This is a genomic window from Actinophytocola sp. (genome assembly GCF_036555685.1).
GTDB lineage: Bacteria > Actinomycetota > Actinomycetes > Mycobacteriales > Pseudonocardiaceae > Actinophytocola.
In genome coordinates, this window is sequence record NZ_DATBKY010000315.1 from 34366 (window position 1) to 60827 (window position 26462).

At 70.7% G+C, this 26462-nt stretch carries 28 protein-coding genes and 2 pseudogenes; 22 read left to right on the forward strand and 8 right to left on the reverse strand.

The annotated features are described in order from the left end of the window. The first annotated feature begins 36 nt into the window (after positions 1-36). Together VH969_RS33570 and hemW are read left to right on the forward strand one after the other, a co-directional pair. Positions 37-741 (forward strand): DoxX family protein, encoded by a 705-nt coding sequence (locus VH969_RS33570; RefSeq protein WP_331982053.1) that lies wholly within the window; start codon positions 37-39, stop codon positions 739-741. Between the two features lie 22 nt (positions 742-763). Continuing rightward, positions 764-1996, forward strand: a complete 1233-nt coding sequence (gene hemW / locus VH969_RS33575; protein WP_331982056.1) for a radical SAM family heme chaperone HemW — start codon at positions 764-766, stop codon at positions 1994-1996. On the opposite strand, the gene VH969_RS33580 is transcribed toward hemW, so the two are convergent. Together VH969_RS33580 and VH969_RS33585 are read right to left on the reverse strand one after the other, a co-directional pair. Continuing rightward, positions 1993-2349, reverse strand: coding sequence for a hypothetical protein (locus VH969_RS33580; protein WP_331982059.1), 357 nt, complete (start codon positions 2347-2349; stop codon positions 1993-1995). The two genes, hemW and VH969_RS33580, sit on opposite strands and share 4 nt — an antisense overlap. A 404-nt stretch (positions 2350-2753) precedes the next feature. Beyond that, entirely contained in the window at positions 2754-3356 is a 603-nt protein-coding gene (locus VH969_RS33585; protein ID WP_331982062.1) for a TetR/AcrR family transcriptional regulator, read from the reverse strand. 95 nt (positions 3357-3451) lie between these two features. Between VH969_RS33585 and VH969_RS33590 the strand changes: the two genes are divergently transcribed. Beyond that, the gene (locus VH969_RS33590) at positions 3452-4654 is read left to right on the forward strand and encodes a cytochrome P450 (protein WP_331982065.1); all 1203 of its coding nucleotides are present in this window, start codon (positions 3452-3454) and stop codon (positions 4652-4654) included. A gap of 97 nt (positions 4655-4751) precedes the next feature. Here VH969_RS33590 and VH969_RS33595 read toward each other — a convergent pair whose 3' ends face one another. The 3 genes from VH969_RS33595 to VH969_RS33605 form a co-directional block, all read right to left on the reverse strand. Continuing rightward, complete coding sequence (locus VH969_RS33595) at positions 4752-5540, reverse strand: endonuclease/exonuclease/phosphatase family protein (protein WP_331982068.1); 789 nt, start codon at positions 5538-5540, stop codon at positions 4752-4754. A 22-nt stretch (positions 5541-5562) separates the two neighbouring features. Further along, positions 5563-6426 (reverse strand): hypothetical protein, encoded by an 864-nt coding sequence (locus tag VH969_RS33600; RefSeq protein WP_331982071.1) that lies wholly within the window; start codon positions 6424-6426, stop codon positions 5563-5565. Positions 6427-6688: 262 nt separating this feature from the next. Beyond that, positions 6689-7033: a hypothetical protein gene (locus tag VH969_RS33605; RefSeq protein ID WP_331982073.1), complete on the reverse strand. Its 345-nt coding sequence runs from the start codon at positions 7031-7033 to the stop codon at positions 6689-6691. A gap of 335 nt (positions 7034-7368) precedes the next feature. Here VH969_RS33605 and VH969_RS33610 point away from each other — a divergent pair, with 335 nt between their 5' ends. Further along, complete coding sequence (locus VH969_RS33610; protein WP_331982076.1) at positions 7369-8217, forward strand: helix-turn-helix domain-containing protein; 849 nt, start codon at positions 7369-7371, stop codon at positions 8215-8217. A gap of 12 nt (positions 8218-8229) precedes the next feature. Next, positions 8230-8406 (forward strand): DUF397 domain-containing protein, encoded by a 177-nt coding sequence (locus tag VH969_RS33615; RefSeq protein WP_331982079.1) that lies wholly within the window; start codon positions 8230-8232, stop codon positions 8404-8406. On the opposite strand, the gene VH969_RS33620 is transcribed toward VH969_RS33615, so the two are convergent. Further along, entirely contained in the window at positions 8366-8821 is a 456-nt protein-coding gene (locus VH969_RS33620) for a hypothetical protein (RefSeq protein ID WP_331982082.1), read from the reverse strand. The genes VH969_RS33615 and VH969_RS33620 overlap by 41 nt on opposite strands. 148 nt (positions 8822-8969) lie before the next feature. On the opposite strand from VH969_RS33620, the gene hrcA reads away from it, so the two are divergent. From hrcA to era, 11 genes and pseudogenes are all read left to right on the forward strand, one after another. Next, positions 8970-9995, forward strand: a complete 1026-nt coding sequence (gene hrcA / locus VH969_RS33625; protein WP_331982085.1) for a heat-inducible transcriptional repressor HrcA — start codon at positions 8970-8972, stop codon at positions 9993-9995. A 71-nt stretch (positions 9996-10066) separates the two neighbouring features. Continuing rightward, on the forward strand, positions 10067-11209 hold the full coding sequence (gene dnaJ / locus VH969_RS33630; RefSeq protein ID WP_331982088.1) for a molecular chaperone DnaJ: 1143 nt from the start codon (positions 10067-10069) through the stop codon (positions 11207-11209). Beyond that, positions 11206-11949: a 16S rRNA (uracil(1498)-N(3))-methyltransferase gene (locus VH969_RS33635; protein WP_331982091.1), complete on the forward strand. Its 744-nt coding sequence runs from the start codon at positions 11206-11208 to the stop codon at positions 11947-11949. Before dnaJ ends, VH969_RS33635 begins: the two co-directional genes overlap by 4 nt. A gap of 399 nt (positions 11950-12348) precedes the next feature. Further along, entirely contained in the window at positions 12349-13311 is a 963-nt protein-coding gene (ligD, locus tag VH969_RS33640; RefSeq protein WP_331982094.1) for a non-homologous end-joining DNA ligase, read from the forward strand. 9 nt (positions 13312-13320) lie between these two features. Next, positions 13321-13674 (forward strand): histidine triad nucleotide-binding protein, encoded by a 354-nt coding sequence (locus VH969_RS33645; RefSeq protein WP_331982097.1) that lies wholly within the window; start codon positions 13321-13323, stop codon positions 13672-13674. A gap of 195 nt (positions 13675-13869) precedes the next feature. Continuing rightward, positions 13870-14553 (forward strand): annotated as a pseudogene (locus VH969_RS33650) (PhoH family protein); the annotation flags it as partial. Between the two features lie 936 nt (positions 14554-15489). Next, positions 15490-15822, forward strand: a pseudogene (locus tag VH969_RS33655) (PhoH family protein); the annotation flags it as partial. A gap of 2 nt (positions 15823-15824) precedes the next feature. Beyond that, positions 15825-16379 carry an rRNA maturation RNase YbeY gene (gene ybeY, locus VH969_RS33660; RefSeq protein WP_331982100.1) on the forward strand — a complete coding sequence of 185 codons (555 nt, stop codon included), beginning with the start codon at positions 15825-15827 and terminating at the stop codon, positions 16377-16379. 16 nt (positions 16380-16395) lie between these two features. Beyond that, the gene (locus VH969_RS33665; RefSeq protein ID WP_331982103.1) at positions 16396-17721 is read left to right on the forward strand and encodes a hemolysin family protein; all 1326 of its coding nucleotides are present in this window, start codon (positions 16396-16398) and stop codon (positions 17719-17721) included. Beyond that, complete coding sequence (locus VH969_RS33670) at positions 17714-18037, forward strand: cytidine deaminase-like protein (RefSeq protein WP_331982106.1); 324 nt, start codon at positions 17714-17716, stop codon at positions 18035-18037. Before VH969_RS33665 ends, VH969_RS33670 begins: the two co-directional genes overlap by 8 nt. 20 nt (positions 18038-18057) lie before the next feature. Beyond that, positions 18058-18978: a GTPase Era gene (gene era / locus VH969_RS33675; protein ID WP_331982109.1), complete on the forward strand. Its 921-nt coding sequence runs from the start codon at positions 18058-18060 to the stop codon at positions 18976-18978. Here the strand turns inward: era and VH969_RS33680 are convergent. Further along, on the reverse strand, positions 18958-19668 hold the full coding sequence (locus tag VH969_RS33680) for a hypothetical protein (protein WP_331982112.1): 711 nt from the start codon (positions 19666-19668) through the stop codon (positions 18958-18960). The genes era and VH969_RS33680 overlap by 21 nt on opposite strands. 140 nt (positions 19669-19808) lie before the next feature. On the opposite strand from VH969_RS33680, the gene recO reads away from it, so the two are divergent. The 3 genes from recO (at position 19809) to VH969_RS33695 (ending at position 22077) form a co-directional block, all read left to right on the forward strand. Beyond that, on the forward strand, positions 19809-20582 hold the full coding sequence (gene recO / locus VH969_RS33685) for a DNA repair protein RecO (RefSeq protein WP_331982115.1): 774 nt from the start codon (positions 19809-19811) through the stop codon (positions 20580-20582). Positions 20583-20732: 150 nt separating this feature from the next. Continuing rightward, positions 20733-21560 carry an isoprenyl transferase gene (locus tag VH969_RS33690; protein WP_331982118.1) on the forward strand — a complete coding sequence of 276 codons (828 nt, stop codon included), beginning with the start codon at positions 20733-20735 and terminating at the stop codon, positions 21558-21560. 91 nt (positions 21561-21651) lie between these two features. Beyond that, complete coding sequence (locus tag VH969_RS33695; RefSeq protein WP_331982121.1) at positions 21652-22077, forward strand: hypothetical protein; 426 nt, start codon at positions 21652-21654, stop codon at positions 22075-22077. Positions 22078-22105: 28 nt separating this feature from the next. Here the strand turns inward: VH969_RS33695 and VH969_RS33700 are convergent, their stop codons facing one another. After that, the gene (locus VH969_RS33700; protein WP_414638662.1) at positions 22106-23158 is read right to left on the reverse strand and encodes a LacI family DNA-binding transcriptional regulator; all 1053 of its coding nucleotides are present in this window, start codon (positions 23156-23158) and stop codon (positions 22106-22108) included. A gap of 133 nt (positions 23159-23291) precedes the next feature. Between VH969_RS33700 and VH969_RS33705 the strand changes: the two genes are divergently transcribed. The 3 genes from VH969_RS33705 to VH969_RS33715 are packed head-to-tail and all read left to right on the forward strand — an operon-like array spanning position 23292 to position 26460. Beyond that, a complete protein-coding gene (locus tag VH969_RS33705) occupies positions 23292-24587 on the forward strand; it encodes an ABC transporter substrate-binding protein (RefSeq protein ID WP_414638663.1) in 1296 nt (431 codons plus the stop codon). After that, entirely contained in the window at positions 24587-25597 is a 1011-nt protein-coding gene (locus tag VH969_RS33710) for a carbohydrate ABC transporter permease (protein ID WP_331982127.1), read from the forward strand. The genes VH969_RS33705 and VH969_RS33710 overlap by 1 nt, the downstream gene beginning before the upstream one ends. Beyond that, positions 25594-26460 (forward strand): carbohydrate ABC transporter permease, encoded by an 867-nt coding sequence (locus VH969_RS33715; RefSeq protein WP_331982130.1) that lies wholly within the window; start codon positions 25594-25596, stop codon positions 26458-26460. The genes VH969_RS33710 and VH969_RS33715 overlap by 4 nt, the downstream gene beginning before the upstream one ends. The last annotated feature ends 2 nt before the right edge of the window (positions 26461-26462 follow it).

The window sequence follows — 26462 nt, forward strand, 5'->3', positions numbered from 1 at the left end:
GTGTATACGGTCCGCAGATGGCCTACTCTGCGCTGGGTGACGACTGACGACAACCGCTCTCGGGCTGCGGGCGGTTACTCAGATAGCGGCCTGTTCGATCGCGAGAAGGACGGCGACTTCGGTCGTAGATCGGACGCGGAGTTCGACGAGGCTGGTTACTCCAGTCAGCAGACCACGGTGCTGTCCGGCTCCGGCGGCGGTTTCGACAGCGATTTCGACTCCGATTTCGGCGAGGAGCCGGTCCGGCGGACCGCGTCCTGGCACGGTGGGCTGGACTTCGGCCTGCTCGTGCTGCGTCTGGTGCTGGGCGGGATGTTCGTCGCGCACGGCCTGGACATGTTGTTCGGCTGGTTCGACGGCCTCGGTCGCGGCGGCACGCAGGACCTGCTCACCGGCTACGGCTTCCACGACGTGGGGATCCTCACCTGGGTCCTCTCGATCAGCGAGACCGCGGCCGGCGCGCTGCTCGTCCTCGGCCTGTTCACCCCCGCCGCCGCGGCGGCCATCCTCGCGATCATGGCGAACGTCATCGTCGTGAAGGGTGACTGGAGCCGGTTCCTCGGCAACGTCGAGCTCGAGATGATGTTCGCGGGCGCGTCGTTCGCCCTGCTTTTCACCGGCCCCGGCCGGATTTCGCTGGACCGGAACACGCCCTGGTTCCGCAGGGCGCCTGCCTTCGGTTTCGTGGGCCTGATCATCGCGGGTGGCGCAACCGCGGTGACCCTGCTCGTCTTCCGCTGACGGCTGGGCGCAGGATGGACACGTGCCATCCGCGCTTCCCGACGGCGACACCGCGCCAACCGACGGCCGGCTGCCCGACTCCGCCCTCCAGGGGCTCGGGCGCCGGCCGTTCGGCGTCTACGTGCACGTGCCGTTCTGCGCGACGCGCTGTGGTTACTGCGACTTCAACACCTACACGGCGGCGGAGCTCTCGTCCTCGCCCGCGTCCCCGGCGTCCTGGTTGGACGGTCTGCGGCGGGAGCTCTCGCTTGCCGCGTCGGTCCTGGGCTCGCCGCCCGCGGCCGACACCGTGTTCGTGGGCGGCGGGACGCCTTCGATGCTCGGCGCCGGCGGTCTCGCGTCGGTCCTCGACGCGGTGCGGTCCTCGTTCGGGCTCGCGGCCGACGCCGAGGTGACGACGGAGTCGAACCCCGAGTCCACGTCGCCGGACTTCTTCGAAGGCATTCGCGAGGCCGGCTACACGCGGGTGTCGCTGGGCATGCAGTCCGCCGCGCCGCACGTGCTCGCCGTGCTGGACCGCACCCACACGCCGGGCCGGGCCGCGGCGGCCGCGCTGGAGGCCCGGTCGGCGGGCTTCGAGCACGTGAACCTGGACCTGATCTACGGCACGCCGGGGGAGTCCGCCGCGGATCTGTCCGCGTCCCTGGACGCCGTCCTTGCGGCGGGCGTGGACCATGTGTCGGCGTACGCGCTGATCGTCGAGGCGGGGACCGCCCTGGCCCGCCGCATCGCCCGCGGCGAGCTGCCCGCGCCGGATGACGACGTCCTCGCCGACCGCTACGAACAGGTCGACGCCGTGCTGTCGGCCGCCGGCCTGCACTGGTACGAGGTGTCGAACTGGGCGCCGGCTCCCGCGGCGTGGTGCCGCCACAACATGGGCTACTGGCACGGCGCGGACTGGTGGGGTGCCGGCCCCGGGGCCCACAGCCACGTGGGCGGCGTGCGCTGGTGGAACGTGAAGCACCCGGCCAGGTACGCGTCCCTGCTGGCGGCCGGCTCGTCACCCGCCGCCGCGCGCGAGGTCCTGTCTACTTCGGACCGCCGGCTGGAGCGGGTCATGCTGGAGCTCCGCCTGGTGGACGGCCTGATCGTGGACGCCCTGTCCCCGGCGGCGCGGGCCGAGGCCGGCCTGCTGGCGGAGGAAGGCCTGCTCGACGCGGCGGCCCTGAAGGGCGTGCACGGCCGCTTCGGCCGCTGCGTGCTGACACTGCGGGGCCGCCTGCTCGCGGACGCGGTGGTCCGCCGCCTCACCTAGCCACCGGCGGCCGCGTGCGCCCGCCGTGCCAGCTTGACGAGCGCTTCCGCCGCGCGGCCGGACTTCCTGACCTCGTCGGCCGTCATGCGGGAATGGCTGTACTCGCTTCGCGTCTTCATGCCGAGCAGCACGCTTGGGTGCTTCGCAGCCTCGTTGTCTACCGTTCTCAGCATGCGGACGGCCTCGGCGTGGTTATCGCCTTTCGGGTACTCGCCGAGACTGGCGCAGCAGATCACGTCAGACGCGGCTATGCCGGCGAGGACACACAAAGCTACATATGTATCTCCGCCATTGTCGCAGCGGCGGGTCCGCATGTTAGTTAGGTGTTCCTGTTCATTTGTTTCTTCAACCATGTCGCCGAGCCAGCCAGCGTCAGCCCCTCAACAAGTACCTCCCGCAGAACCTTCGCGTGGAGGCCATATCCCAATACCGCCGCGTACTTTGGCCTGACTTTCCATGCGGAGATTCTATCGGCGAGGTGCTCAAGCAATTCATTCTGAAGTCCGGCGAGGCTTACAATATACTCCGCGGCAAGATGAGAGCGATTCAGCTGATAGCTATGAGCATTGCCTACCTTTGTGGACAAGACAATGCCTTGCTTGGTCAGGCGCCGGAGCACTCTCCGGATGCCCTCTTCGGAGGGACTATTCAACACCCGATGTAGTTGGCCAGTTGTGAAGCCCGCTGTACTTCTCGCGAGCACGGCAAGCACGTCGCCGTCCAGCGTTGGAGTGACTGTGGCGAGCGGGTGGCGGTTTCAGGCGCGCAGGCCGGCCAGCATCCGGCTCATCACGTCCCGGTACTCCGCCTTGATCCGCGGCTGATCGTCCGCCGCCGCGCCCGCCAGCGCCTGTCCCGCCGCGCCCAGCATCCCGAAGGCGAGCTGCGTCGTGGTCTCCAGCGGAACCGGCGCCAGCGCGCCACTCTCGAGCAGCGCGCGGACGAACGACTCCACCATCCCGTACGCGTACTTCTGCTCCTCCTCGATCCAGCATGCCCAGCCGAGCGCCAGCGGGCCCTCCAGCCACACGATCCGCCCGTACACGGGGTCGCAGCACTGCTCCAGGAACTCGTCCAGCGCGAGCAGCGCGCTCTCCCACGCGTTCGCCCCCAGGGCGCCGGCCTTCGCGGCCGCGTCCACCGCGTTCGTCTCCAGGCGGGCGAACACCGCCTCGAACAGCGCGCGCTTGCTCGAGAAGTGGTGGTACACCGCGCCCCGGCTGGCCCGGATGTCCGCGGCGACGTCCTCCAGCGACGTGCCCGAGAAGCCCAGCTCCGCGAAGCGCTTGGTGGCCGCGTCGAGGAGCGCCGCGCGGGTGGCTTCGGAGAACTCCTCGCGCCTGCTTTTCGCCGTTGACATGCGCTGAGTATAAGACATACGCTGCGTATGTCACGAACGCGGAGTAGGTGAAGGTCGGGGTTCGCGGCGCGACATCGCCTGAGGAGGGGAATTCCATGACGGAAGCGATGATCTTCAACCCGTTGCTGCCGGGGTTCGACGCGGATCCGTACCCGCACTACCGCGAGATGCGCGAGCTCGACCCGGTCCACGAACACCCGCTGGGGTTCTGGTTCCTGACCCGCTACGACGACGTGGCCCAGCTGCTGCGCTCCGGCCTGTCGGTCGAGGATCGCAGCCTCGCCGACGGGCCGATCGCCGACCAGTACCGGGCGTTCGCCGGCGAGCGGAACGCGATCACGCTGTCCATGTTGGACCGGGACCCGCCCGACCACACGCGGCTGCGCTCGCTCGTCGCGAAGGTGTTCACGCCGCGGTCGGTCGCCGCGCTGGAGCCGATGGTCGCGGGGCTGGTCGACGAGGCACTGAACCGGATCGCCGACGGCAAGCACGTGGACCTCGTCGACGAGCTCGCCTTCCCGCTGCCGTTCGCGGTGATCTCGAGGATGCTCGGCACCCCGCCTACCGATCACGTGCGGCTGCGCGAGCTGACCGGCACGCTGGTGCGCTCGCTCGAGGTCGTGACCGATCCGGAGGTCCTCAAGGCGATCGCCGACGCCGAGGTTCAGCTGGCCGGCATGACCGAGGAGATCATCGCCTGGAAGCGCGCGAACCCCGCCGACGACCTGCTGACCGCGCTGATCCAGGCCGAGGAGGACGGCGACAAGCTGACCGACGACGAGCTGGTGGCCCAGGTGCTGCTGCTGTACGTCGCCGGCCACGAGACGACGGTCAACCTGATCGCGAACGGCGTCGTCGCGCTGCTGCGCCACCCCGGCCAGCTCGCCGCGCTGCGGGCCGACCCGGAGCTCGCCGGGGGAGCGGTCGAGGAGTTCCTGCGCTATGACAGCCCGGTGCAGCAGACCCGCCGGATCACCACCGCGCCGTACCCGTTGCGCGGCAAGGAGATCCCGGCCGGCCAGTTCGTCATCGCGTGCCTGGGCGCGGCCAACCGCGATCCGGACTTCTGGGGCCCGGACGCCGACGAGCTGCGCATCGACCGCCCGGACGCGCACCGGCACGTGTCGTTCGGCGCCGGCCCGCACCACTGCCTCGGCGCGGCGCTGGCCAGGCTGGAGGGCAAGGTCGCGTTCAGCAACCTCGTGACGCGCTTCCCGAACCTGGCCCTGGACGGCGAGGTCACCTGGAACGGCCGCCTCAACCTCCGCGGCGCCAGCTCGGTGCCGATCAGCGTGTGAGCTCCGCCGGCTCGCGGCATAGGTGGCACGCCCCGCTTCGGCACGCCGTCCCGCCGGGTGCTTGACGTGGGACTCGGGCAGGGCGCGCAGCTGCTCGTCAGCGCCGAAGCGTCGTCCGGACCGGCCGGTGGTCGGACGACTCGGTCGCCAGCACCGTGCTGCGAACCGGACGCAGGGCGGCCAGGACGTAGTCGATCCGCGCGGTCGGCGCATCGGCGGGGTGGGTGAAGCCGTCCCCCTGGCCCGCCGAGGCGAACGTGTCGGTCAGGATGGCCGTCAGCGTGGTGACTTCCGGCTTGTCCGGCGGCGCGTTCAGATCGCCGGTCAGCACCACCGGCTCCCGCGACGCCCGCACGTGCGACGCCACCTCGGTGGCCTGCAACTCGCGGGCCACCGCGCTGTCGTGCTGGAAGTGGGTCGTCATGAAGCGCAGCCGATGGCCGTGCACGACCAGCACGGCCGACAGCAGCCCGCGCTGCTCCTCCGCCGGATCTCCCTTGGGCAGCAAGGTGTTCCGCCACGAGACGATCGGGTACCGGGACAGGATCGCCGTGCCGTACTGGCGCCGCGGTTCGCCCGGCGCGGGCGGCTCGAGGTCCAGGTTCGCCCCGAAGACCACGTGCATGCCCAGCCGACGGGACAGCTCCGCCGGTTCGTCGGTCCACGAGCTGCGGTCGCCGTAGTGCCGGTCGACCTCCTGCAGCCCCACCACGTCCGCGCCGGAGTCGCGGATCTCGGTGGCCAGGCGGTCGAGGTCGAACACGCCGTCGACGCCGGCCGCGTGGTGGATGTTGAACGAGAGGACGGTCACCGGCGGAGCCGGCGAGGCGGCGGCGGGTGTGGCGAGCGCGAGGGACACGGTCACGAGCAGCAGGGCACGGATCATGTTGGTATGCAACCACAAACGTTCAGCGGGCGACTGCCTCCACCGGGTTGCCGAGCGGCACGTCGGACACCGCGGACACCCACGCCACCAGCCGCGCGCGGTGTGCCGCCACGACCTCGGCGACGTACCGGTCCGGGTGGGGCTGGGCGGACGCGCCCGCCCGCCGCAGCTGCGCGAGGCTCACGCGCGTCAGGTCCCGGTAGCCGTGCCGTTCCAGCGCGGGTACCAGCACCTCGATGGCCGTGCCGGCGCTGGCCTGCAGCGACGGGTCGTGCGCCCAGATCCCGTACAGCCGGATCGCCAGCAACCGCAACGAGTTCCGGTTGACCGGAGCGGCACACGCCGACAACAGCAGCGCCTCCAGCAGCAGGAACTTCGTCGAGGGCGCCAGCTCGGGCAACCACTCGCCGTCGAGCGAGCGCGGCCAGTCCAGCGGCTGGCACGGGTCGAGCGTGCGGGCGTTGCGGCTCAGCAGCTCCGCCGCCACCAGCTGCGCGGACGGCGACGAGGACCGCAACGCCTCGTCGACGACGAGGATGGCGGTCTCGGTCGACACCTGCTGGCCCGGCCACAGGTCGACGAGCAGGATCACCGCCAGGTCCGCGCGGCCGGCCCGGGTCAGGGCCAGCAACGCGGCGGTGGTGGCTGCCGGCCGGTTCGGTGACGCGAGCAGCGTGCCGGCCTGCATCGCGGCGTCCAGCTCGAGGCGGCCACGCTCCCGGGAGCGCGCCTGCCACGTCACGAGGACACCCAGCAGCAGCGCGATCAGGCCCAGCAGCGCCACGATCGGTACCTCACCGCGAACGATCTGCCACGCGCCGAGACCGACGGTCGCAACGAAGATCAACGCACCGAGGAACCACAGTGCTTTCCGCGCTCTGCGCACGCCCGCACCTCCCGCTTCGACCCCTCTACTGAGGGGGTCGCTCCAACAGTGCAGGAGTTACCGCCCGATCGCCGCCAAACCCGCGAGGACACGTCGAGACCGAACTCGAACCGCTCCTCGGCCGGTGTGGACGCCGGCGTCGGGCCCAGCGTGATGAGGTTCGCGAACTCCGCGGACCTCTCCGCCATATAGGCCCCGATCCGCGCGCCGCGCCGGCTCCTCGGCGTCGACCTCGCCCGACCGGGCCAGGTCGACGCCGAGCTCACCTCGACCGCGAGCGCCGCGCACCACAGCCCGAGTGTGTCGAAGGCCAGCGGCGCGGGCCGGTCCGGCAGCTGTGCCCGCGCCACCTCGCGCAGCTGCTCCTGCCAGCGGCCGGGATCGGGCGCGGGTGGGGAATCGTGGCAAGCGGCCGGTCGAGCACCGGCTCGTGCGGCTCGGCCTTGTTCGCCGCGTGCGCGTACAGCGACGCCGTGCCCAGCACCTGGTCGCGCCGCATGCTCACCGACTCCAGGTCGCCCTTGCCGAGCAGGTCCAGCGCCGTGTCGACGATCAGGTCCTCGCGCAGCGGCCGCCGGACGGGGCGCGACGAACGTGGCCAGGTCATGGCCGAACACGGCACCTGGTACGAACACCGTTCGCGATGAGAACGGCGTTCGTGAAGAAGGGCACCTGTCCACAACCCGCGCGGCTGTCCACAGCTTCGCGAGCGCGAGCCGGGATCGTCGGTGCGCGCCGGTAGCGTGGAATCGGGGGGCCCCCGGGACGGCGATTGAACGGACCGTTCAACCGGGCCGGTTGTCCACAGGCCCGCCAGGCGCGCCGAAATCGTCGGCGTGGCGGTGTACCGCGGGCCTCATCAACCGATCGAGTGGCGGGATCCCACTTCCCGCGTCGCACGGAGATGGTGGAACGACCTTCGTGCCGCGAAAGGAAGATCCCGTGATCGAGCGCTACAGCCCCGGTCTCAACAAGCGGCGGCTCGGCCGGCTGCTGACCCGCTTCCGCAAGGCCGCCGGCCTCACCCTCGACGACGCCGCGCAGCTGCTCTACCTCAGCCGCTCGGGCCTGAACCGCCTGGAGACCGGCGAGACCAAGGTCAACGTCCACGTGCTCAAGAGCATGCTCGACCTCTACGAGATCGGCGGCGACCGCTGGCCCGCCCTCATCGAGATGGCCCTGCACGCGCGAGAGAAGGGCTGGTGGCACGAGTTCGGCCCGGGAGTCGCGGGCGCCTATGTCGACTTCGAGACCGAGACCGAGGAGATCATCGACTTCGGCCTGGCCACCGTGCCTGGCCTGCTGCAGACCGCCGACTACACCCGGGTCCTGCTGCGGCGCTTCTACCGGGGCCGCCGCGACATCGACGAGCAGGTGGAGCGCACCATCGCACTCGGCACAGCGCGGCAGGAGCGGCTGGACGCCGAGCGTCCGCTGCGGCTGCGGGTCGTGCTGGACGAGGCGGTGCTGATCCGCCCGATGGGCGGCCAGGACGTGCAGGCCGGGCAGCTCGCGCACCTGGCCGAGACCGCCGACCGGTCGAACATCGAGATCCGGGTGCTGCCGCTGGCCCAGGCCCACCCGGGCCTGCAGGGCGCGTTCAGCATCATGCGCTTCCCGCGCGATATGGAGGAGCCCGACATCGTCTACCACCAGTACCCTTTCAATGAGCAGTTCCTCGACAGCCCGGAGCAGGTCAGCAGGTTCCACCAGCTGTTCCGGGAGCTGTGGTCGGAGGCGCTCAGCCAGGAGGACTCGATCGAGCTGTTTCGGCGCCACGCCGAGCTGTGAACCGGAGGAGAGATGGCGGAACTGGTCTGGCGGAAAAGCAGCCGCAGCAGTGGCGAGGGCACCAACTGTGTCGAGGTCGCCCTGCCGCCCGAGACCGCCGCCATCCGGGACTCCAAGAACGGCGGGCCGGTGCTGGTCGTGCCGCGAGCTAGCTGGGCTCGGTTGGTGGCGCGGGCTGCGCGGTCGTAGGCATCGGGCAGGGCGGCACCATCACCTGGCCGGCGGCCGGCAGCTCGTCGATCAGCCGCCTGGTCAGCGCCGCCGACGAGACTCCGTCCACCGGTGCCGCCCACAGGCTCGCGGGCAGCGTCGCGGGGCCGGCGAGGTCCGCCGGCTCGGGCTGGTCGGCGAAGATCTTCTTGAACCGCGTCACGGCCTCCGCCTTGGTCTCGGTGTCCAACGCGGCGATCCGGTCGTCACCGCTCAGCTTCTCCGCCGCCACGCGCAGGTCGGCGTCGCCGTCGAAGTGGGCCAGGACCTGCGCCGTCCCGGAACCGGACGAGCACGCGTCCGGGCCGGCCGCCGCCGGCGGCGGCCGGCCACCACGAAGAACACCACGACCGCCGCGCCGACCAGCGTCAGCGTTGCCTTCGCGGTCGCCCACCGGATCGTCACCCTCCGCGCGCGTTGCACCGCGCCACCTGGCACATCCGGCTGCCGCGGGCGGTGAAATCAGCACGCGTCGACCGCGAGTGCCAACCGCTCCGTAAACTTGTGGTGAAAGAACCCGCGTGGCCGATGGGAGGTGCGGGGTGGCGAGCTCCGACGAGCGCCGGTTCGCGGTGCTGCGGGCGATCGTCGCCGACTACGTCTCCAACCAGGAGCCGGTCGCGTCCAAGGCGATCGTCGAGCGCCACAACCTGGGCGTCTCCAGCGCGACGGTGCGCAACGACATGGCGACGCTCGAGGAGGAGGGCTACATCGCCCAGCCGCACACGAGCGCGGGCCGCATCCCCACCGACAAGGGCTACCGGCTGTTCGTCGACCGGCTGTCCGACGTCAAGCCGCTGTCCGGGGCCGAGCGGCGGGCCATCCGCAGCTTCCTGGACGGCGCGATCGACCTCGACGACGTGCTGCGCCGCAGCGTCCGGATGCTCGCGCAGCTCACCCGGCAGGTCGCGGTGATCCAGTACCCGACGCTGACCCACTCGCTGGTCCGGCACATCGAGCTGGTCGCGCTGACGCCGGCGCGGGTCATGCTGGTCCTGATCACCGACAACGGCCGGGTCGACCAGCGGATGATCGACCTCGGGGACGTGATCACCGAGGACGCGGTCGCCCGGCTGCGCACGATGCTCAACTCGGCGCTGGTGGAGCACCACCTCACCGACGCCGCGGCGAAGGTCAGCGAGCTGATCGAGGAGGCGCCGGCCGAGCTGCGCGACCCGATGACCCGGATAGCGACCGTGCTGGTCGAGTCGCTCGTCGAGCACCCCGAGGACCGGCTGGTGCTCGGCGGCACCGCGAACCTGACGCGCAACGCGGCGGACTTCCCAGGGTCGCTCCGCCAGGTGCTCGAGGCGCTGGAGGAGCAGGTGGTGGTGCTGAAGCTCTTCGCGGCCGCGAGCTCGCCGGGCACGATCACCGTCCGGATCGGCGAGGAGAACGAGGTCGAGGAGATGCGCAGCACGTCGGTCGTGTCGATCGGCTACGGCTCGCAGCACGCGCTGCTGGGCGGCCTGGGCGTCGTCGGCCCGACGCGCATGGACTATCCGGGAACTATCGCGGCCGTGCGTGCGGTTGCCAACTACGTGGGAGACATCCTGGCCGGGCGCTGAACCGCGCCGGGTACGAACGAAAGCGAACCCCGAGGTGCCAAGGCGGCACCGGGGCAGGAGGACGGGACACGGTGGCGAGGGACTACTACGGCACCCTGGGGGTGCGGCAGGACGCGACCTCCGAGGAGATCAAGCGTGCCTACCGCAAGCTCGCGCGCGAGCTGCATCCGGACGTCAACCCGGATGAGTCGGCGCAGCAACGCTTCCGCGAGGTGACTGCGGCCTACGAGGTCCTGTCCGACCCGCAGAAGCGCAAGATCGTCGACATGGGCGGCGACCCGCTGGGCAACGGTGGCGGGGGCGGCCGCGACCCGTTCGCGGGCTTCGGGCTCGGCGACATCATGGACGCGTTCTTCGGCGGCGGTGCGGGCACCGGGCGGGGCCCGCGCAGCCGCGTGCAGCCGGGCTCGGACGCGCTGATCCGCATCGAGCTGACGCTGGAGGAGTGCAACGCCGGCGTGAACCGCGAGCTGACCGTCGACACGGCGGTGCTGTGCGACTCGTGCCGCGGTTCCGGGTGCGCGGAGGGCACGTCGCCGAAGGTGTGCGACACGTGCGCCGGCCGCGGCGAGATCCAGTCCGTCCAGCGGTCGTTCCTCGGCCAGGTCGTCACCGCCCGGCCATGCCCGGTGTGCCGCGGCGTCGGCGAGGTCATCCCCGACCCGTGCCGGCAGTGCGGCGGCGACGGCCGGGTGCGCGCGCGGCGGACGATCACCGCGAAGGTCCCGCCGGGCGTGGCGGACGGCATGCGGGTGCGGCTGTCCGGGCAGGGCGAGGTCGGCCCCGGCGGCGGTCCGGCCGGCGATCTCTACGTGGAGGTCATCGAGCTACCGCATCAGACCTTCGAGCGAAACGGTGCGGACCTCCACTGCACGGTCCGGATCCCGATGACGACGGCCGCGCTCGGCTCGGTCGTCCCGCTTGAAACGCTTGAGGACACGGTCGAGCTCGAGCTCGAACCGGGCACGCAACCCAACACCGAGCTGTTGCTCAGCGGGCACGGGTTGCCGCGCCTGCGCTCGTCCGGCCGGGTCGACGGGCGTGGCGATCTGCACGTGCACGTGGAGGTCGACATACCGTCGAAGTTGGACGCTCGGCAGACGGAGCTGCTGCGTGAGCTCGCGAGCCTGCGTGGCGAGGAGGAGACCGTCGTCGCGTCGACCAACGGCCGCGCCGGCGGGCTGTTCTCGCGGCTGCGCGCCCGGCACCGTTGAGCGACACCGCGCCGGTCTTCCTCGTCGACGCCCTGCCGGACTCTGAAACGTTTGTACTCGACGGACCCGAAGGGCATCACGCGGCGGCCGTGCGCCGGCTCGGTGCGGGATCCGCATTGGTCGTGTCGGACGGTTCCGGCTCGGCGGCCGCGTGCGTCGTCGAGTCCGTGGCGGGCAAGGATTCCTTGTGGTTGCGGATTTCGCGCCGCTGGCACGACCCGGCGCCCGCAATCCGAATAGTTCTCGCACAAGCGCTGGTGAAAGGCGACCGCGGCGAGCTGGCCGTCGAACTGGCGACCGAGACCGGTGTGGATTCCGTGGTCCCGTGGCGCGCCGCGCGTTGCGTGGCCCGCTGGGACGACGGGCCACGCGGTGCGAAAGCGTTGGCACGCTGGCGAAGCACGGCCCGCGAGGCGGCGAAGCAGGCGCGCCGGACGTGGGTGCCACCGGTGGCGGAGCCGGTGTCGACGGCCCATTTGGCATCGTTGATACAGTCCGCGTCCCTCGGCATCGTTCTCGACGCGGCTGCCCCAAGTGGACTCACGGATTTGACCCTTCCGGGTGATGGAGACGTAGTACTGGTTGTAGGCCCCGAAGGAGGTATTTCCGAAAGCGAGCTAGCGGTGCTCGAAGACGCAGGTGCGCAGGTCGCAAGGCTCGGACCGACCGTGCTGAGAGCGTCAACGGCGGCCGCTGCGGCAATTTCCGCCTTGGGAGTAATGACGACACGCTGGCGCTGAGCGTGTCGGACGGTCTACGCTTTGCATTGCAGGCGACTGGTGGGCGCCGTGCGTTTCGACTACCGCCGGACACCTCCCCCCTCGGTCCGGCGGCGCCGCGTCGCGGTGGAGCGACCCCCAGGCTTCACCGCGACGCGGCATCCCCGAGCCTGTTCGGCGCGCTTCGCTGCGCCTTCCCGCTTCGGCGTTTCTGGGGGCGACCCCCAGACCCCACGGTGCGAGCTCCTCCCGACCCGGCCTGGTTTCGCTTCGCATCAACCAGCGTGCGGCCGTTTGGCTGCCCTTACCGCTTGTTGGTTCGCTTCTGTCGTTTGGTTTCGGTAATCGGTTTCCCGCGCGCGTTCCTGGTGCGGCCGTGTCGTGGTGGGTCTCTCGATCTTTCGGCGTTACCGTTTTCCCGTGGCGGGTAAGGCTGCTCCCTTCGAGGAGCTCGAGGTTGGGCATCGGGTGGTGCGGGTCAGCAATCCGCAGCGCGTGTATTTCCCGGCGCGCGGCGAGACGAAGCTCGACCTGGCCAGGTACTACCTGTCCGTCGGCGAGGGGATCGTGCGTGCGCTACGCGAACGCCCGTGCATGATGCATCGCTTTCCCGACGGCGTTTCCGGCGAGAAGGTCCATCAGAAACGCCTGCCGCGCGGGGCGCCGCCGTGGGTCGAGACCGTGCGCGTCGACTTTCCGCGCTACGGGCGCCACGCGTACGAGCTGTGCGTCACCGAGCTGGCGAGCGTCGTCTGGGCCGTGCAGATGTCCTGTGTGGAGTTTCACCCGTGGAACTCGCGGCGGGCCGACACCGAGAAACCCGACGAGTGGCGTATCGATCTGGACCCGATGCCCGGCGCCACTTTCGAGAAAGTGCGCCAGGTTGCTCTCCTCGCCCAGGAGGTTCTCGACGAGCTCGGCGCGGTCGGCTGGCCCAAGACATCCGGCGGCAAGGGCCTCCACATCTACGTGCGCATCGAGCCGCGGTGGGGCTTCAAGGACGTGCGGCGCGCGGCGCACGCGTTCGCCCGCGAGGTCGAGCGGCGCGCCGAGGGACTCGTCGACCTGACGTGGTGGCGCAAGGAGCGCGACCCGGAGTCGATCTTCGTGGACTACAACCAGAACACGCGCGACCACACCATCCGCAGCGCGTACTCCGTGATCGGCGTCCCCGAGGCGCGGGTCTCCACGCCGATCCGCTGGGACGAGCTCCGGTCGGTCGACCCGCGCGAGTTCACGATCGCCACGGTCCCGGCCCGCTACGCCGAGCTGGGCGACCTGCACGCCGGCATCGACGACGCGGTCTACTCGCTCGACCAGCTCCTGGAGTGGGCCGCGCGCGACGAGCGGGAAGGCGAGGCACCGCCCGACGAGGACGACTAGCCTGCTCGCATGTCGGACTGCCTGTTCTGCAAGATCATCGCGGGGGAGATCCCGTCGGAGAAGGTCCACGAGACCTCGACCACGTTCGCGTTCCGGGACATCAACCCGCAGTCGAACGTCCACGTGCTGGTCGTGCCGAAGGCGCACCACGAGGACGCCGCCGCCCTGGCCGCGGCCGACCCCCGGCTGCTGGCGGACGTGATCACGGCGGGCGCGGCGGTGGCCAAGCAGGAGGGCATCGACGAGTCCGGCTACCGCCTCGTGTTCAACACGGGCGAGCACGCCGGGCGAACGGTGTTCCACGCGCATCTGCACGTGCTGGGTGGCGAGCAGCTGGGTCTCTTCGGCCGCCCCGGGTCCTGACGGCCCCGCTCACCGGCCACGACGCGACCTGTCACACCTCACCCACAAGCGCAACGTCGATGCGCGCTGTCGGTGGGGGCGACTAACATTGGGGCGTCAAGCAGCGACGAGTTGGCGCATGAGCGCAGAAGGCAGGACCGAGAGCACGTGACCGGTACCGCACGGGGCGACGAGCCCCAGACTTCTGCACCACCCATGAGCCAGCCGACGGACTCCACCGCCCAGTCTCGCTTCGTCGTCCCCGACGAGGCGGTGCTCGCGCTGCTCGGCTCCCGGGACGAGAACCTCCGCGTCGCCGAGGAGCTGCTCGACGCCGACGTTCACGTGCGCGGCAACGAGGTCACGCTCTCCGGCGAGCCGGGCGAGGTTGCCTTCGCCGAGCGGGTGTTCGCCGAGCTCGTGACGCTGGCCGGGCGCGGGCAGCAGCTCGGGCCCGACGCGGTCCGCCGGACGGTCGCGATGCTCTCCGCCGGGGCCGCCGAGTCGCCTGCCGAGGTGCTGAGCCTCGACATCATCTCCCGCCGCGGCCGCACGATCCGGCCGAAGACGCTGAACCAGAAGCGCTACGTCGACGCGATCGACCAGCACACCGTGGTGTTCTGCATCGGCCCGGCCGGCACCGGCAAGACCTACCTCGCCATGGCCAAGGCCGTGCAGGCCCTGCAGGCGAAGCAGGTCAACCGCATCATCCTGACCCGCCCGGCCGTCGAGGCGGGCGAGCGGCTCGGCTTCCTGCCCGGCACGCTCTACGAGAAGATCGACCCGTACCTGCGCCCGCTGTACGACGCGCTGCACGACATGGTCGACCCCGAGTCGATCCCGCGCCTGATGCAGGCCGGCACGATCGAGGTCGCCCCGCTCGCCTACATGCGTGGTCGCGCGCAGCCGGTGCACACGAAGGTGCTGACCCCGTCCGGATTCCGTCCGATCGGCGACCTGGCGGTCGGCGACCTGGTGGTCGGCTCGAACGGCGAGCCGACCCCGGTGCTCGGCGTCTATCCGCAGGGGCCGAAGAGGATCTACCGCCTCGTCTCCCGGGACGGCGCCGCCACGCTCTGCTCGGAAGATCATCTGTGGGCGGTGAAGACGCCCGAGGACCGTCGTCGGGGCGCGTCGTGGCGGGTCGTCGAGACCAAGGAGATGGTGGGCAGGTTCCGCGCCGCTCGCGCCCGGAAGTACGAGCTGCCCCTGCTCACGAGCCCGGTGGCCCTGCCGGAGCGCGCCGTACCCATCGAGCCCTACGCGCTCGGCCTGCTGCTCGGCGACGGCCGCCTGACCGGCTCGGCCACGCCGACCCTGGTGGCCATGGGCGCGGAACGTACTTCGCTCACCGCCGCCGATCCGGCCACCGACGCTCTTCGCCGCCCCGGTCCGGTCGGGCCGCACGCTTCGTTCGTCCCCGAGCTGTACCTGAACAACTCCGCCGATGTCCGGCTCGGGGTGTTGCAGGGCCTGCTCGACTCCGCAGGCGAGCCGGTCGCGGTGCGCGACCGCACCGGCTCCACCGGTTCCATCCGGTACGCGACCAGGTCGCAGCGGCTCCGGGACGACGTGACCGGCATCGTCCGTTCGCTGGGCGGGGTGGTCACCTCTCGACGCCGACAGGACGCGTTCGTTCTGGACATCCGGCTTCCGGCCGGCGTCGAGCCGTTCCGGCTGAGTACCAAGGTCGAGGAGTACCGGGCCTGCGGCTGCGGTCGTCCGGCGCGGTTCGTCGACCGGATCGAGCCGGCGGGCACCGAGGAGGCGGTCTGCATTCAGGTCGCGGCGGCCGACTCGTTGTACGTCACGGAGGACTACCTGCTGACGCACAACACGTTGAACGACGCGTTCATCATTCTCGACGAGGCGCAGAACACCTCGCCGGAACAGATGAAGATGTTCCTCACCCGCCTGGGCTTCGGCTCGAAGATCGTCGTCACCGGGGACATCACGCAGGTCGACCTGCCCGGTGGGCAGCAGAGCGGCCTGCGCGTCGTGCAGGGCATCCTGCAGGGTGTCGACGACGTGCACTTCTCGAACCTCACCAGCCACGACGTCGTGCGCCACAAGCTGGTCGGCGACATCGTCGACGCGTACGACCGGTGGCAGGCGACCCACGACTCCGAGCCGGAGGTCCGCCACTCCGGGCCGAGGCGGGGCCGCTGATCATGAGTATCGAGATCGCCAACGAGTCGGGGGTGGCGGTCGACGAACCGTCGATCGTCGCCGCGGCGCGGTTCGCGCTCGACCGCATGCAGGTCAGCCGGCTCGCCGAGCTGTCGGTCGCGCTCGTCGGCCTCGACGTGATGGCCGAGCTGCACGAGCGCTACCTCGACCTGCCCGGCCCGACCGACGTCATGGCCTTCCCCATGGACGAGCTCGACTCGGCCCGCCGGCCGGACGCGCCAGACCTCGGGCCGGCGCTGCTCGGCGACCTCGTCCTGTGCCCGAAGTTCGCCGGCGAGCAGGCGAAGAAGGCCGGACACGAGCTGATGGACGAGCTGCATCTGCTGACCGTCCACGGGGTACTCCACCTGCTCGGCTACGACCACGCCGAGCCGGCGGAGGAGCGCGAGATGTTCACGCTGCAGAAGCGCATCCTCGCCGACTTCACGGCGGAACGGGCCGCCGCGCAGCGCCGCGCGGAGCAACGGCGCGAGGACGACAAGCTGCTCGGGGCTGTCGGCCTCACCGAAACCAGGCCGGACGAACCGGCCGACTAGGCCCCCGGGGGGAGCGGTGCCTGACACAGCCGGCTTGCTGGTGATCTCGGTGATCCTCGTGATCGCCGCCGGCTTCTTCGCCTGCGCCGACGCGGCGCTGTCCGCGGTCTCCCGGGCGCGCGTCGAGGGCCTGGTCCGCGGCGGCCGGGCCGGCTCGCGCCAGCTGCTCGCGGTCGTGTCCGACCGGCCGCGGCACATCAACCTGCTGCTGCTCCTGCGGCTGGGCTGCGAGCTCGTCGCCACCGTCCTGGTCACGATCGCCTGCCTGCGGCTGACCGACTCCGACTGGCTCGCCGGCCTCATCGCGGCGGTCAGCATGATCGTCGTGTCCTACGTGCTGGTCGGCGTCGGGCCGCGCACGCTCGGCCGCCAGCACCCGTACGCGGTCGGGCTCATCGCCGCCGGGCCGGTGCGCGCGCTCGGCTCCGTGCTCGGCCCGCTGTCCCGCTTCCTGATCGTCGTCGGTAACGCGATCACGCCGGGCCGCGGCTTCCGCGAGGGCCCGTTCTCCTCCGAGGTCGAGCTGCGCGAGCTCGTCGACATGGCCCAGGAGAGCGGTGTCGTGGACGCGGACGAGCGCGAGATGATCCACTCCGTGTTCGAGCTGCGCGGCACGATCGCGCGCGAGGTCATGGTGCCACGCACCGAGATGGTGTGGATCGAGAACACGAAGTCCGTCCGCCAGGCGCTCGCGCTGTCGTTACGCACCGGCTACACGCGGCTGCCGGTGATCGGCGAGAGCGTCGACGAGGTCGTCGGCGTGGTTAACCTGAAGGACCTGGTCAAGTCCGCGATGGAGGCCGGCGGCAACGGCGAGCGGCCGCGCACGGTGGCCGACCTGATGGGCGAGGCCACGTTCGTGCCGGACACCAAGCGGCTCGACGACCTGCTGCGCGAGATGCAGGTGTCCCGCAACCACATGGCGATCGCCGTCGACGAGTACGGCGGCACCGCCGGGTTGCTGACGATCGAGGACATCCTGGAGGAGATCGTCGGCGAGATCACCGACGAGTCCGACACCGACGACCGGCCGCCGATCGAGCATCTCGAGGAGGGCGGCGCCGTGCGGGTCAGCTCGCGGCTGCCGGTCGAGGACCTGGGCGAGCTGTTCGGCATCGAGCTGGACGACTCGGACGTGGAGACCGTCGGCGGCCTGCTCGCCCAGCAGCTCGGCCGGGTGCCGCTGCCGGGCACCGAGGCGGAGATCGCGGGGCTGGCGCTGCTCGCGGAGGGCGGCAAGGACAGCCGCGGCCGGGTACGCATCACGTCGGTCGTGGCCCGGCTGCTGGCGCCGCCGGCCGCCGTGCAGAACGAGGACGAGAGGAGCGTCGAGCGTGCCTGAGGTCGACCCCGAGGACGCGAAGCTGATAACCCTGGCGCGGTCGGCCCGGGCCCGGACCGGTGCACCCGAGGGCGCGGCCGTCCGAGACCTCGACGGGCGGACGTACCTCGCGGGCAGCGTGGCGCTGCCGTCGCTGAAGCTGACCGCGCTGCAGGCGGCCGTCGTGGCGGCCGTGTCGTCGGGCGCCGAGGGCCTGGAGGCGGCGGTCGTGGTCTCGGAGTCGGAATCGGTCGACGCCGGCTCGCGCGCCGCGGTAGCCGACCTGAGCGCGGACGCGCCGGTCCTGCTCGCCGACCCGTCGGGCACGCTGCGCTGAGCGGGCGCGACAATGGTCCGATGACCACACCGGACAGCGCGTCGGGCGGCGTGCACCGCTCGGGGTTCGCCTGCTTCGTCGGCCGCCCCAACACGGGCAAGTCGACGCTGACGAACGCGCTCGTCGGGTCGAAGGTCGCGATCACCTCGAGCAAGCCGCAGACCACCCGGCACGCCATCCGCGGCATCGTCCAGCGCGACGACGCCCAGCTGATCATCGTCGACACGCCGGGCCTGCACCGCCCGCGCACCCTGCTGGGGCAGCGGCTGAACGATGTCGTGCGCGCCACGTGGTCCGAAGTGGACGTCGTGGGTTTTTGCGTGCCGGCCGACGAGAAGATCGGCCCCGGCGACCGGTTCATCGCCGCGGAGCTGCGCAAGCTGTCCCGGCACACGCCGGTCATCGGCGTCGTGACGAAGACGGATCTCGCGTCGCGCCAGCAGATCGCGGACCAGCTCGTCGCGTTGCAGGACGTCATGGACTTCGCGGACATAGTCCCGGTGTCCGCAGTGGACGACTACCAGATGTCGACGCTCGCGGACCTGCTCGTCGCGCGGCTGCCCGAGGGCCCGCAGCTCTACCCGGACGGCGAGCTGACCGACGAGCCCGAGCAGGTGCTGATCGCGGAGCTCATCCGCGAGGCCGCCCTGGAGGGCGTGCGCGACGAGCTGCCGCACTCGATCGCGGTGACCGTCGAGGAGATCCTCCCGCGCGAGGACCGCGACGACCTCCTCGACGTGTACGCGAACCTGTACGTCGAGCGCGACAGCCAGAAGGGGATCGTGCTGGGGCACAAGGGAGAGCGGCTGAAATCGGTGGGCGCGACGGCGCGCCGGCACATCGCGGCGCTGCTCGGCAGCAAGATCTACCTGCACCTGCACGTGAAGGTCGCGAAGGACTGGCAGCGCGACCCGAAACAGCTACGGCGCCTGGGTTTCTGACTCCCGGTAGCAGACCAGGATGTCGTCGCCGCCCTTGCTGTAGGCGGACTTCGCCGGGCGCAGCCCGGTGGTGATGCCACGCTTGGCGAGCTCGGTGCGGACGTCCTCGAGGCGCGGGTACGGCACGCCGGCCGGGTCGGCGATCGGGCACACGCGGACCTCGCCGGAGGTCACGCGCACCATCTCGAGCAGGAACTCGACGTGCTCGTCGTAGGACACGTACTCCGGATACGTGAACAGCAGGTGGCTGCTCAACGTCAGCCGGAACTCGCCGTCCGCGAACGGCAGCTCCGGCAGGCAGGCGGCGACGTAGTGCGGGCTTTGCTCCGCGTAGTCGGCGAGGAAGAAGTCCGCCGACACCTCGAACGCCCGCAGCAGCGCGTCCGCCGAGCCGAGGTAGGCCCAGTCGAGCCCGACCGGGCCGGCGGTGAGCCAGTCGTGCACGTGCGCGAGGTCGGCGGCGACGCGCGCCTCGACGTCGGCGCGCGGCCCGTAGATCGGGTCGACGCTGACCGCCTGCCCGCCACGCGCCCGCACCTGCGCCGCGAACGGCGAGGCGCCGGCGGGGCAGTCGAGGATCGGGCCCGCGCGCAGCTCGTCGTCGGTGAGCAGGAACATGTTGCGGTAATCGAACAGCGGCCGCGGCGTCACGATGAGCTTGCCGAGCGCCGGCCCCGAAACTTGCGTCACGTGACGATCCCAGCACACCGTGTCGGCGCGGAAACTGTCGGCAGGGTTTGAGACGATGGCGGGGTGAGTGGAGCTTGCGGAGCGAGCCATTCGACGCGGGGTGACCGCGAGCGGCCGGGCCGAGCCGGCGAGGCACGGTCGTGAGCCTCTACCGCGACACCGGGGTGGTGCTGCGCGTGCAGAAGCTCGGCGAGGCCGACCGCATCATCACGATGGTCACCCGCAAGAACGGCAAGGTCCGCGCGGTGGCCAAGGGCGTCCGGCGCACCACGTCGCGCTTCGGTGCGCGGGTGGAGCCGTTCGCCCATGTCGACGTGCAGCTCTACACCGGTCGCACGCTGGACATCATCACGCAGGTGCAGACCCTGGACGCGTTCGGCGCCGGCATCATGTCCGACTACCAGCGCTACACCGCGGGCTGCGCGGTGCTCGAGACGGCCGACCGCCTGTGCCCGGAGGAGGGCGAGCCGGTCCTGCGGCTGTACCTGCTGGTCACCGGCGCCCTGCGGGCCCTCTCCACGAGCAGCAGGGACCCGTCCCTGGTGCTGGACGCGTTCCTCCTCCGCGCGATGGCCTTCGCGGGCTGGGCCCCGGCCGTGCGCGAGTGCGCGCGGTGCAACGAGCCGGGCCCGCACAAGTCGTTCTCGGTTCCCGCCGGTGGTTCGGTCTGCCCCCGCTGCCGGCCAGCGGGCTCGGCCGTGCCCGCCCAGGACACCCTGAAGCTGATGGACGCGCTGGCGGCGGGCACGTGGGAGGTCGCGGAGGCGGCGTCCCCCTCCGCGCGGCGCGAGGGAAGCGGGCTGATAGCGGCGCTGCTCCAGTGGCACCTGGAACGCCAGCTCCGGTCGCTTCCCCTGGTGGAACGCAAGGCGGCCACCCCGTCCCCAGCGACCCCGGCTCCGAGCGAGGGCTGAGCAGCCCGCATCCACTGGCCCTCGCCACTGGCGTGGTGGGGGCAGCGGATCACGGGGTCGCGACGACCGAGGCAGTGGACCGGTGGCCAGGGGCGAGGGCTGGGGCCGATCAGTAGGGTCGAGGGGCAACCGACCCCTGGAGGAAGAGCCTTGCTCCGGCGACGCGCCGCAAGCACCGAACCCCGCGAGCCCGAGCCGCCCGCGCCGCATCCGTCCGGCGCCCGCCCGCCCGCGATCCCCGACGACCTCGTGCCCCAGCACGTCGCCATCGTGATGGACGGCAACGGGCGGTGGGCCAACCAGCGCGGTCTCACCCGCATCGAGGGGCACAAGCGCGGCGAGGCCGTCGTCGTCGAGGTGGCGCGCGGGTGTATCGAGCTCGGGGTCAAGTGGCTGTCGCTCTACGCGTTCTCCACCGAGAACTGGCGGCGCAGCCCCGAGGAGGTCCGCTTCCTCATGGGCTTCTCCCGCGACGTCATCCGCGAGCGCACCGACGAGCTCGACGCGATGGGCGTGCGCGTCCGCTGGGCCGGCCGCCGGCCGCGGCTGTGGCGCAGCGTCATCAGCGAGCTCGAGTCCGCCGCCGAGCGGACCAGGCACAACACCGTGCTCAACCTCGCGATGTGCATCAACTACGGCGGTCGCGCCGAGATCGGCGACGCCGCCCGCGAGATCGCCCGGCTCGCCCGGCAGGGCAAGATCAATCCGGACAAGGTAGACCAGCGGACCGTCCAGCGGTTCCTCTACCAGCCCGAGATGCCCGACGTGGACCTGTTCATCCGCCCGTCCGGCGAGCAGCGGACCTCGAATTTCATGCTCTGGCAGTCCGCCTACGCTGAGCTCGTCTTCCAGGACATCCTGTGGCCCGACTTCGACCGCCGCGACCTCTGGCGCGCCTGCGAGCAGTACGCGCACCGCGACCGGCGGTTCGGCGGCGCCGTGGACGCCGCCGCGGAGAACCGAGAAGAAGAGGCATGATCCCCGCACCAGACCCGCGAGGCACCCGACCGCACCCGAGGACTTTGCGGACCCACGTAACCAACACTTCGAATTCCGGGGAGGTGGCACGGTGCAGGAGGCGTTGACCACCGGCGACCTGCTGATCAAGGCGCGTGCGGCGCTGGAGCAGTTCCACGACGTCCGCGTCGACGACGACGGCGCGCTCAGCTTCCGCCACGTCGACGTGCCGTGCGCCGTGCAGGCGATGCAGCTCGCCGAGGGACTCACCGTGCTCAGCCTGACCTGCGTCGTCGCCTGGGATCTGCCCGACGAGCCCGCGCTCGCCGCGTCCGCTGCCGAGCGCGCCGGGCAGGGGCTCTTCGGCACGCTCGGCGTCGTGCACACCGACAAGGGCATGGACGTCACGCTTCGGTACGCGTTCCCGGCCGACGGCATCGAGCCGGCCCCGCTCGGCACGCTGCTCATGCTCGTCGTCTCGACCGCCTCGCAGCTGCGTACCGAGCTGCTCGGCGAGGTCGGCGACCAGGCCGAATGAGCACCGGGTCGGCCGACCCGGACGAGCATCAGGCCGAGTCGCGGACCGCCAGCGTCACCGGGAGCATGATCGTGTCCGGGCGGACCGGCTCGCCGGCCAGCAGGGCCATCAGCCGCTTGACCATCTGGTGGATCTGCTCGCGTGGGTCCTGGTGCACGGATGTCAGCGGCGGGCTCATCGCCGGCGCCACCGACGGGTTGTCGTCGAAGCCGACCACGCCCACGTCGTCGGGTACCGTGCGGCCCGCGCGGCGCAGGGCCTGCAGCGCGCCGGCCGCCATCAGGTCGCTCGCCGCGAAAACGCCGTCCAGGTCCGGCGCGCGCTCGAGCAGCGCGGTGATCGCCCGCTCGCCGCTCGCCATCGTGAAGTCGCCCGCCTCGGACAGTCCGGTGTGGTCGATCCCCGCCTCCTCGAGCGCCTCCCGCCACCCCGCCAGGCGGTCCGCGGCGGCCGGGTGGTCGAGCATGCCGGTGACCGTGGCGATCCGCCGCCGGCCGGTCTGCAGCAGGTGCCGCACGGCGAGCCGCGCGCCGGCCCGGTTGTCGAAGTCGACCGCGTGCGTGCCGCGCGACTTCGTGCCCGGCCGGCCGCCGAACACGACCGGCACGCGCAGCAGCCGCAGCGCCGTCGGCAGCGGGTCGCCCTGGTGCGGCGCGAACACCAGCGCGCCGTCGACGTGGCCGCCCTCGAGGAAGCGGATGGTGCGCGGCACGTCGTCGCGGCTGTCGACGAACATCAACAGCATCTGCACGCCGGTCGCCGCCAGCTCCCGGTACGCCGCGTGCATGACCGTCGCGAAGTACGGGTCGTCCAGGACCTTCGCCTCCGGCTCGGACAGCACGACGGCGACCGCGTCGGTCCGTCTGGTGACGAGCGACCGCGCGGCCTGGTTGGGGGAGTAGCCGAGGTCGCGGGCCGCGTCGAGCACCTTCGCCCGCGAGCGTGGGCTGACATAGGCGTCGTCGTTGAGCGCGCGGGACGCGGTCGACCGGGAGACGCCGGCGTAGGCGGCGACGTCCTCGAGCGTCGGGCGCTCGTCCTGGGAGCAACGAGGGGGCACCCGCAGAGTGTAGCGGGGCATTCTGGGAGCGCTCCCTAACGAACAGGTCAACGTCCGCCTGGTTCTCCTTGACAGCAAACGTAGACGGGGACACACTCAGAACTCCCATTCTGGGAGCGCTCCCAGACGACTTCGTCAGCAAGGGACAACTGACGTGCGACGACAGCAAACACGGGTGTTAGCCGGCGCGATCGCCCTTGCCGCGGTGGCCGGGCTGACCGCCTGCGGCGAGGACGGAAACAGTGGTGGCTCGGGTGGCGGCGGGGGCCAGATCGAGCTCACGATCGGGACGTTCACCGAGTTCGGGTACGAGGACCTGCTCCCCGAGTACGAGCGGCTCCATCCCAACATCAAGATCACGCACCACAAGACGGGCCAGGGCGGCCCGTACCACCAGCAGCTGCTCACCAAGCTCGCGGCGGGCTCCGGCCTGGAGGACGTCGTCGCGATCGAGGAGGGGCACCTCCCCGACGTCATCGACAAGCCGCAGCTGTTCAACAACCTGGCCGACATCGGCCCGAAGGACGTGAAGCCGGACCGCTGGCTGGACTGGAAGTACCAGGCCGGCACGGCCAAGGACGGCACGTGGATCGGCTACGGCACCGACATCGGCCCGCTCGCGATGTGCTACCGCAAGGACCTGTTCGCGAAGGCCGGCCTGCCCTCCGACCCCGAGGCGGTCAAGCCGCTGTTCGAGTCCTGGGACTCCTACTTCGCGGCCGGCGACAAGTACGTGAAGGCCACCGGCAAGGCCTGGTTCGACTCCGACTCGCAGATCTTCAACTCGATGCAGAACCAGCTCGAGACCGGCTACCTGAACAAGGACGACGAGCTCGTCATCGAGTCCAACCCGGACATCAAGAAGAACTGGGACCAGGTGACGGCGGCCGGCAAGCGCGGCCAGACCGCGAAGCTGGTGGCGTTCAGTCCGGAGTGGAACAACGGGTTCAAGGTCGGCGCGTTCGCCACGAAGACCTGCCCGTCGTGGATGCTCGGCGTGGTCACCGAGCAGGCGGGCCCGGCGAACGCCGGCAAGTGGGCGGTTACCGACGCGTTCCCGGGTGGCGGCGGCAACTGGGGCGGCTCGTACCTGGCCGTGCCCAAGCAGAGCCAGCACCCCAAGGAGGCGGCGGCGCTCGCGGCGTGGCTGACCGCGCCGGAGCAGCAGATCAAGGCATTCCAGAAGACCGGCAACTTCCCGAGCCAGGTCGAGGCGCTGTCCTCGCCGGAGCTGGCCGCCACGACGAACGAGTACTTCGGCAACGTCAAGACCGGCGTGCTCTTCGCCGCGCAGGCGCAGAAGGTCGGCCAGGCCCAGTACAAGGGCCCGGGTGACGGCCAGATCCAGGAGAACGCGACGAGCCCGGCGCTGCAGGCCGTCGAGCAGGGCAAGTCGGCCGACGAAGGCTGGCAGCAGGCGGTCGACGCGGCCGAGCGGATCGCCGGCTGATGACTGGTCCGGTGATCGCGGACACGGAGCGGGCGCCGAGCAGGGCGGCGCCCGCTCCGCCCCCGCCTCGTCGACCGCGGCTGACCTGGCGGCAGCGGTTGAGCGTGGCGGACGTGAAGTGGTCGCCGTACCTCTACATCGCGCCGTTCTTCGTCCTCTTCGGCGTGGTGGGCCTGTTCCCGCTGCTGTACACCGGTTACCTGTCGCTGTTCGACCGGGACCTGCTCGACGTGGACAGCACGTGGGTGGGGCTCGCGAACTACGGCACGCTGTTCGCCGACGCGCAGTTCTGGAACTCGCTGGTCAACACGATCAGCATCTTCCTGCTCTCGACCGTCCCGCAGATCGTCATCGCGGTGCTGCTCGCGGCGTTGCTCAACTCCCGGCTGCGGCTGCCGACCGCATGGCGGGTCGGCGTGCTCCTGCCGTACGTGGTGAGCCTCGTGGCGGTCGGCATCATCTTCGCCAACCTGTTCGGGCCGAACTACGGGCTCGTCAACGGCATCCTCGAGGGGCTCGGGTTCGACCGGATCGACTGGCAGGGCAACAGGTTCGCCTCGCACGTGGCGATCGCGACGATGGTCAACTGGCGGTGGACGGGCTACAACGCGCTGATCGTGCTGGCCGCCATGAAGGCGATCCCGCGCGACATCACCGAGGCCGCGCTGATCGACGGCGCGGGTGCGGTGCGGCGGTTCTTCTCGGTCACGCTGCCGCTGCTGCGCCCGACGCTGATCTTCGTGGTGGTCACCTCGACCATCGGCGGGCTGCAGATCTTCACCGAGCCCAAGCTGTTCGACGCGATGCCGGGCTCCAACAACGGCGGATCGTCCAACCAGTTCCAGACGATCACGCTGTACATGTACCAGACCGCCTTCGAGACCCAGCACCTCGGCTACGCGTCGGCCATCGCGTGGGTGCTGTTCCTGCTCATCATCGTGATCGCGGTGATCAACTTCCTGCTCACCCGGCGGATCGCGTCGGCAGGTGTCGAGGAGGACGCGCGATGACGGCCCTGACGGTCGCGGTCCGGCGGAACACGGTCGACGCCACTGGCGCGAAGCGGGCCCGGTTCTGGGTGTACGGCCTGCTGATCGCATTCATCGTGGGCTCGATCTTCCCGTTCTACTGGCAGTTCCTCGTGGCGAGCCGGGACAGCTCGATGCTCACCGAGCAGGTGCCGCCGCTGGTGCCCGGCGGCAACTTCTTCGCCAACGCGGCGCGGGTGTTCGACTCGGTGTCGTTCTGGAAGGCACTCGGCAACAGCGTGGTCGTGTCCGGCACCGTCACGCTGACGACGGTGCTGTTCTCGACGCTCGCCGGGTTCGCCTTCGCCAAGCTGCGCTTCCGCGGGCGCAACGCGCTGTTCCTGTTCGTGGTGGCGACGCTCGCCGTGCCCACGCAACTCGGCATCATCCCGCTGTACATGGCGATGTCGGAGTTCGGCTGGGCCGGCGAGCTGCAGGCCGTGATCGTGCCGAACCTGGTCACCGCGATCGGCGTGTTCTGGATGCGCCAGTACACGATGCAGGTGGTGCCCTACGAGCTCATCGAAGCGGCCAGAGTGGACGGTTGTTCGATGCTGCGGGTGTACTGGCACGTGGTGCTCCCGGCCGTGCGGCCCGCGGCCGCGTTTCTCGGCATGTTCACGTTCATGACGTCGTGGAACGACTTCCTGTGGCCGCTGGTGGTGCTGAACGCGGAGAACCCGACCGTGCAGATCGCGCTCGAGCGGCTGCAGAGCGGGTTCTACATCGACTACTCGCTGGTGCTCGCCGGAACGACGCTCGCGACCATTCCGATCCTGATCGTTTTCATAGTGCTCGGCCGCCAGATCGTGGCCGGGATCATGCAAGGCGCCGTGAAGGGGTGACC

Excerpts from the sequence above, each read along its gene's own strand:
- VH969_RS33595 (WP_331982068.1), bottom strand. The coding sequence starts at position 5,540 with ATGATCCGTGCCCTGCTGCTCGTGACCGTGTCCCTCGCGCTCGCCACA.
- VH969_RS33605 (WP_331982073.1), bottom strand. The coding sequence starts at position 7,033 with ATGACCTGGCCACGTTCGTCGCGCCCCGTCCGGCGGCCGCTGCGCGAG.
- VH969_RS33715 (WP_331982130.1), top strand. The coding sequence starts at position 25,594 with ATGACGGCCCTGACGGTCGCGGTCCGGCGGAACACGGTCGACGCCACT.
- VH969_RS33710 (WP_331982127.1), top strand. The coding sequence starts at position 24,587 with ATGACTGGTCCGGTGATCGCGGACACGGAGCGGGCGCCGAGCAGGGCG.
- VH969_RS33585 (WP_331982062.1), bottom strand. The coding sequence starts at position 3,356 with ATGTCAACGGCGAAAAGCAGGCGCGAGGAGTTCTCCGAAGCCACCCGC.
- VH969_RS33615 (WP_331982079.1), top strand. The coding sequence starts at position 8,230 with ATGGCGGAACTGGTCTGGCGGAAAAGCAGCCGCAGCAGTGGCGAGGGC.
- VH969_RS33590 (WP_331982065.1), top strand. The coding sequence starts at position 3,452 with ATGACGGAAGCGATGATCTTCAACCCGTTGCTGCCGGGGTTCGACGCG.
- VH969_RS33580 (WP_331982059.1), bottom strand. The coding sequence starts at position 2,349 with ATGGTTGAAGAAACAAATGAACAGGAACACCTAACTAACATGCGGACC.
- VH969_RS33645 (WP_331982097.1), top strand. The coding sequence starts at position 13,321 with ATGTCGGACTGCCTGTTCTGCAAGATCATCGCGGGGGAGATCCCGTCG.
- VH969_RS33700 (WP_414638662.1), bottom strand. The coding sequence starts at position 23,158 with ATGCCCCGCTACACTCTGCGGGTGCCCCCTCGTTGCTCCCAGGACGAG.
- ybeY (WP_331982100.1), top strand. The coding sequence starts at position 15,825 with ATGAGTATCGAGATCGCCAACGAGTCGGGGGTGGCGGTCGACGAACCG.
- era (WP_331982109.1), top strand. The coding sequence starts at position 18,058 with ATGACCACACCGGACAGCGCGTCGGGCGGCGTGCACCGCTCGGGGTTC.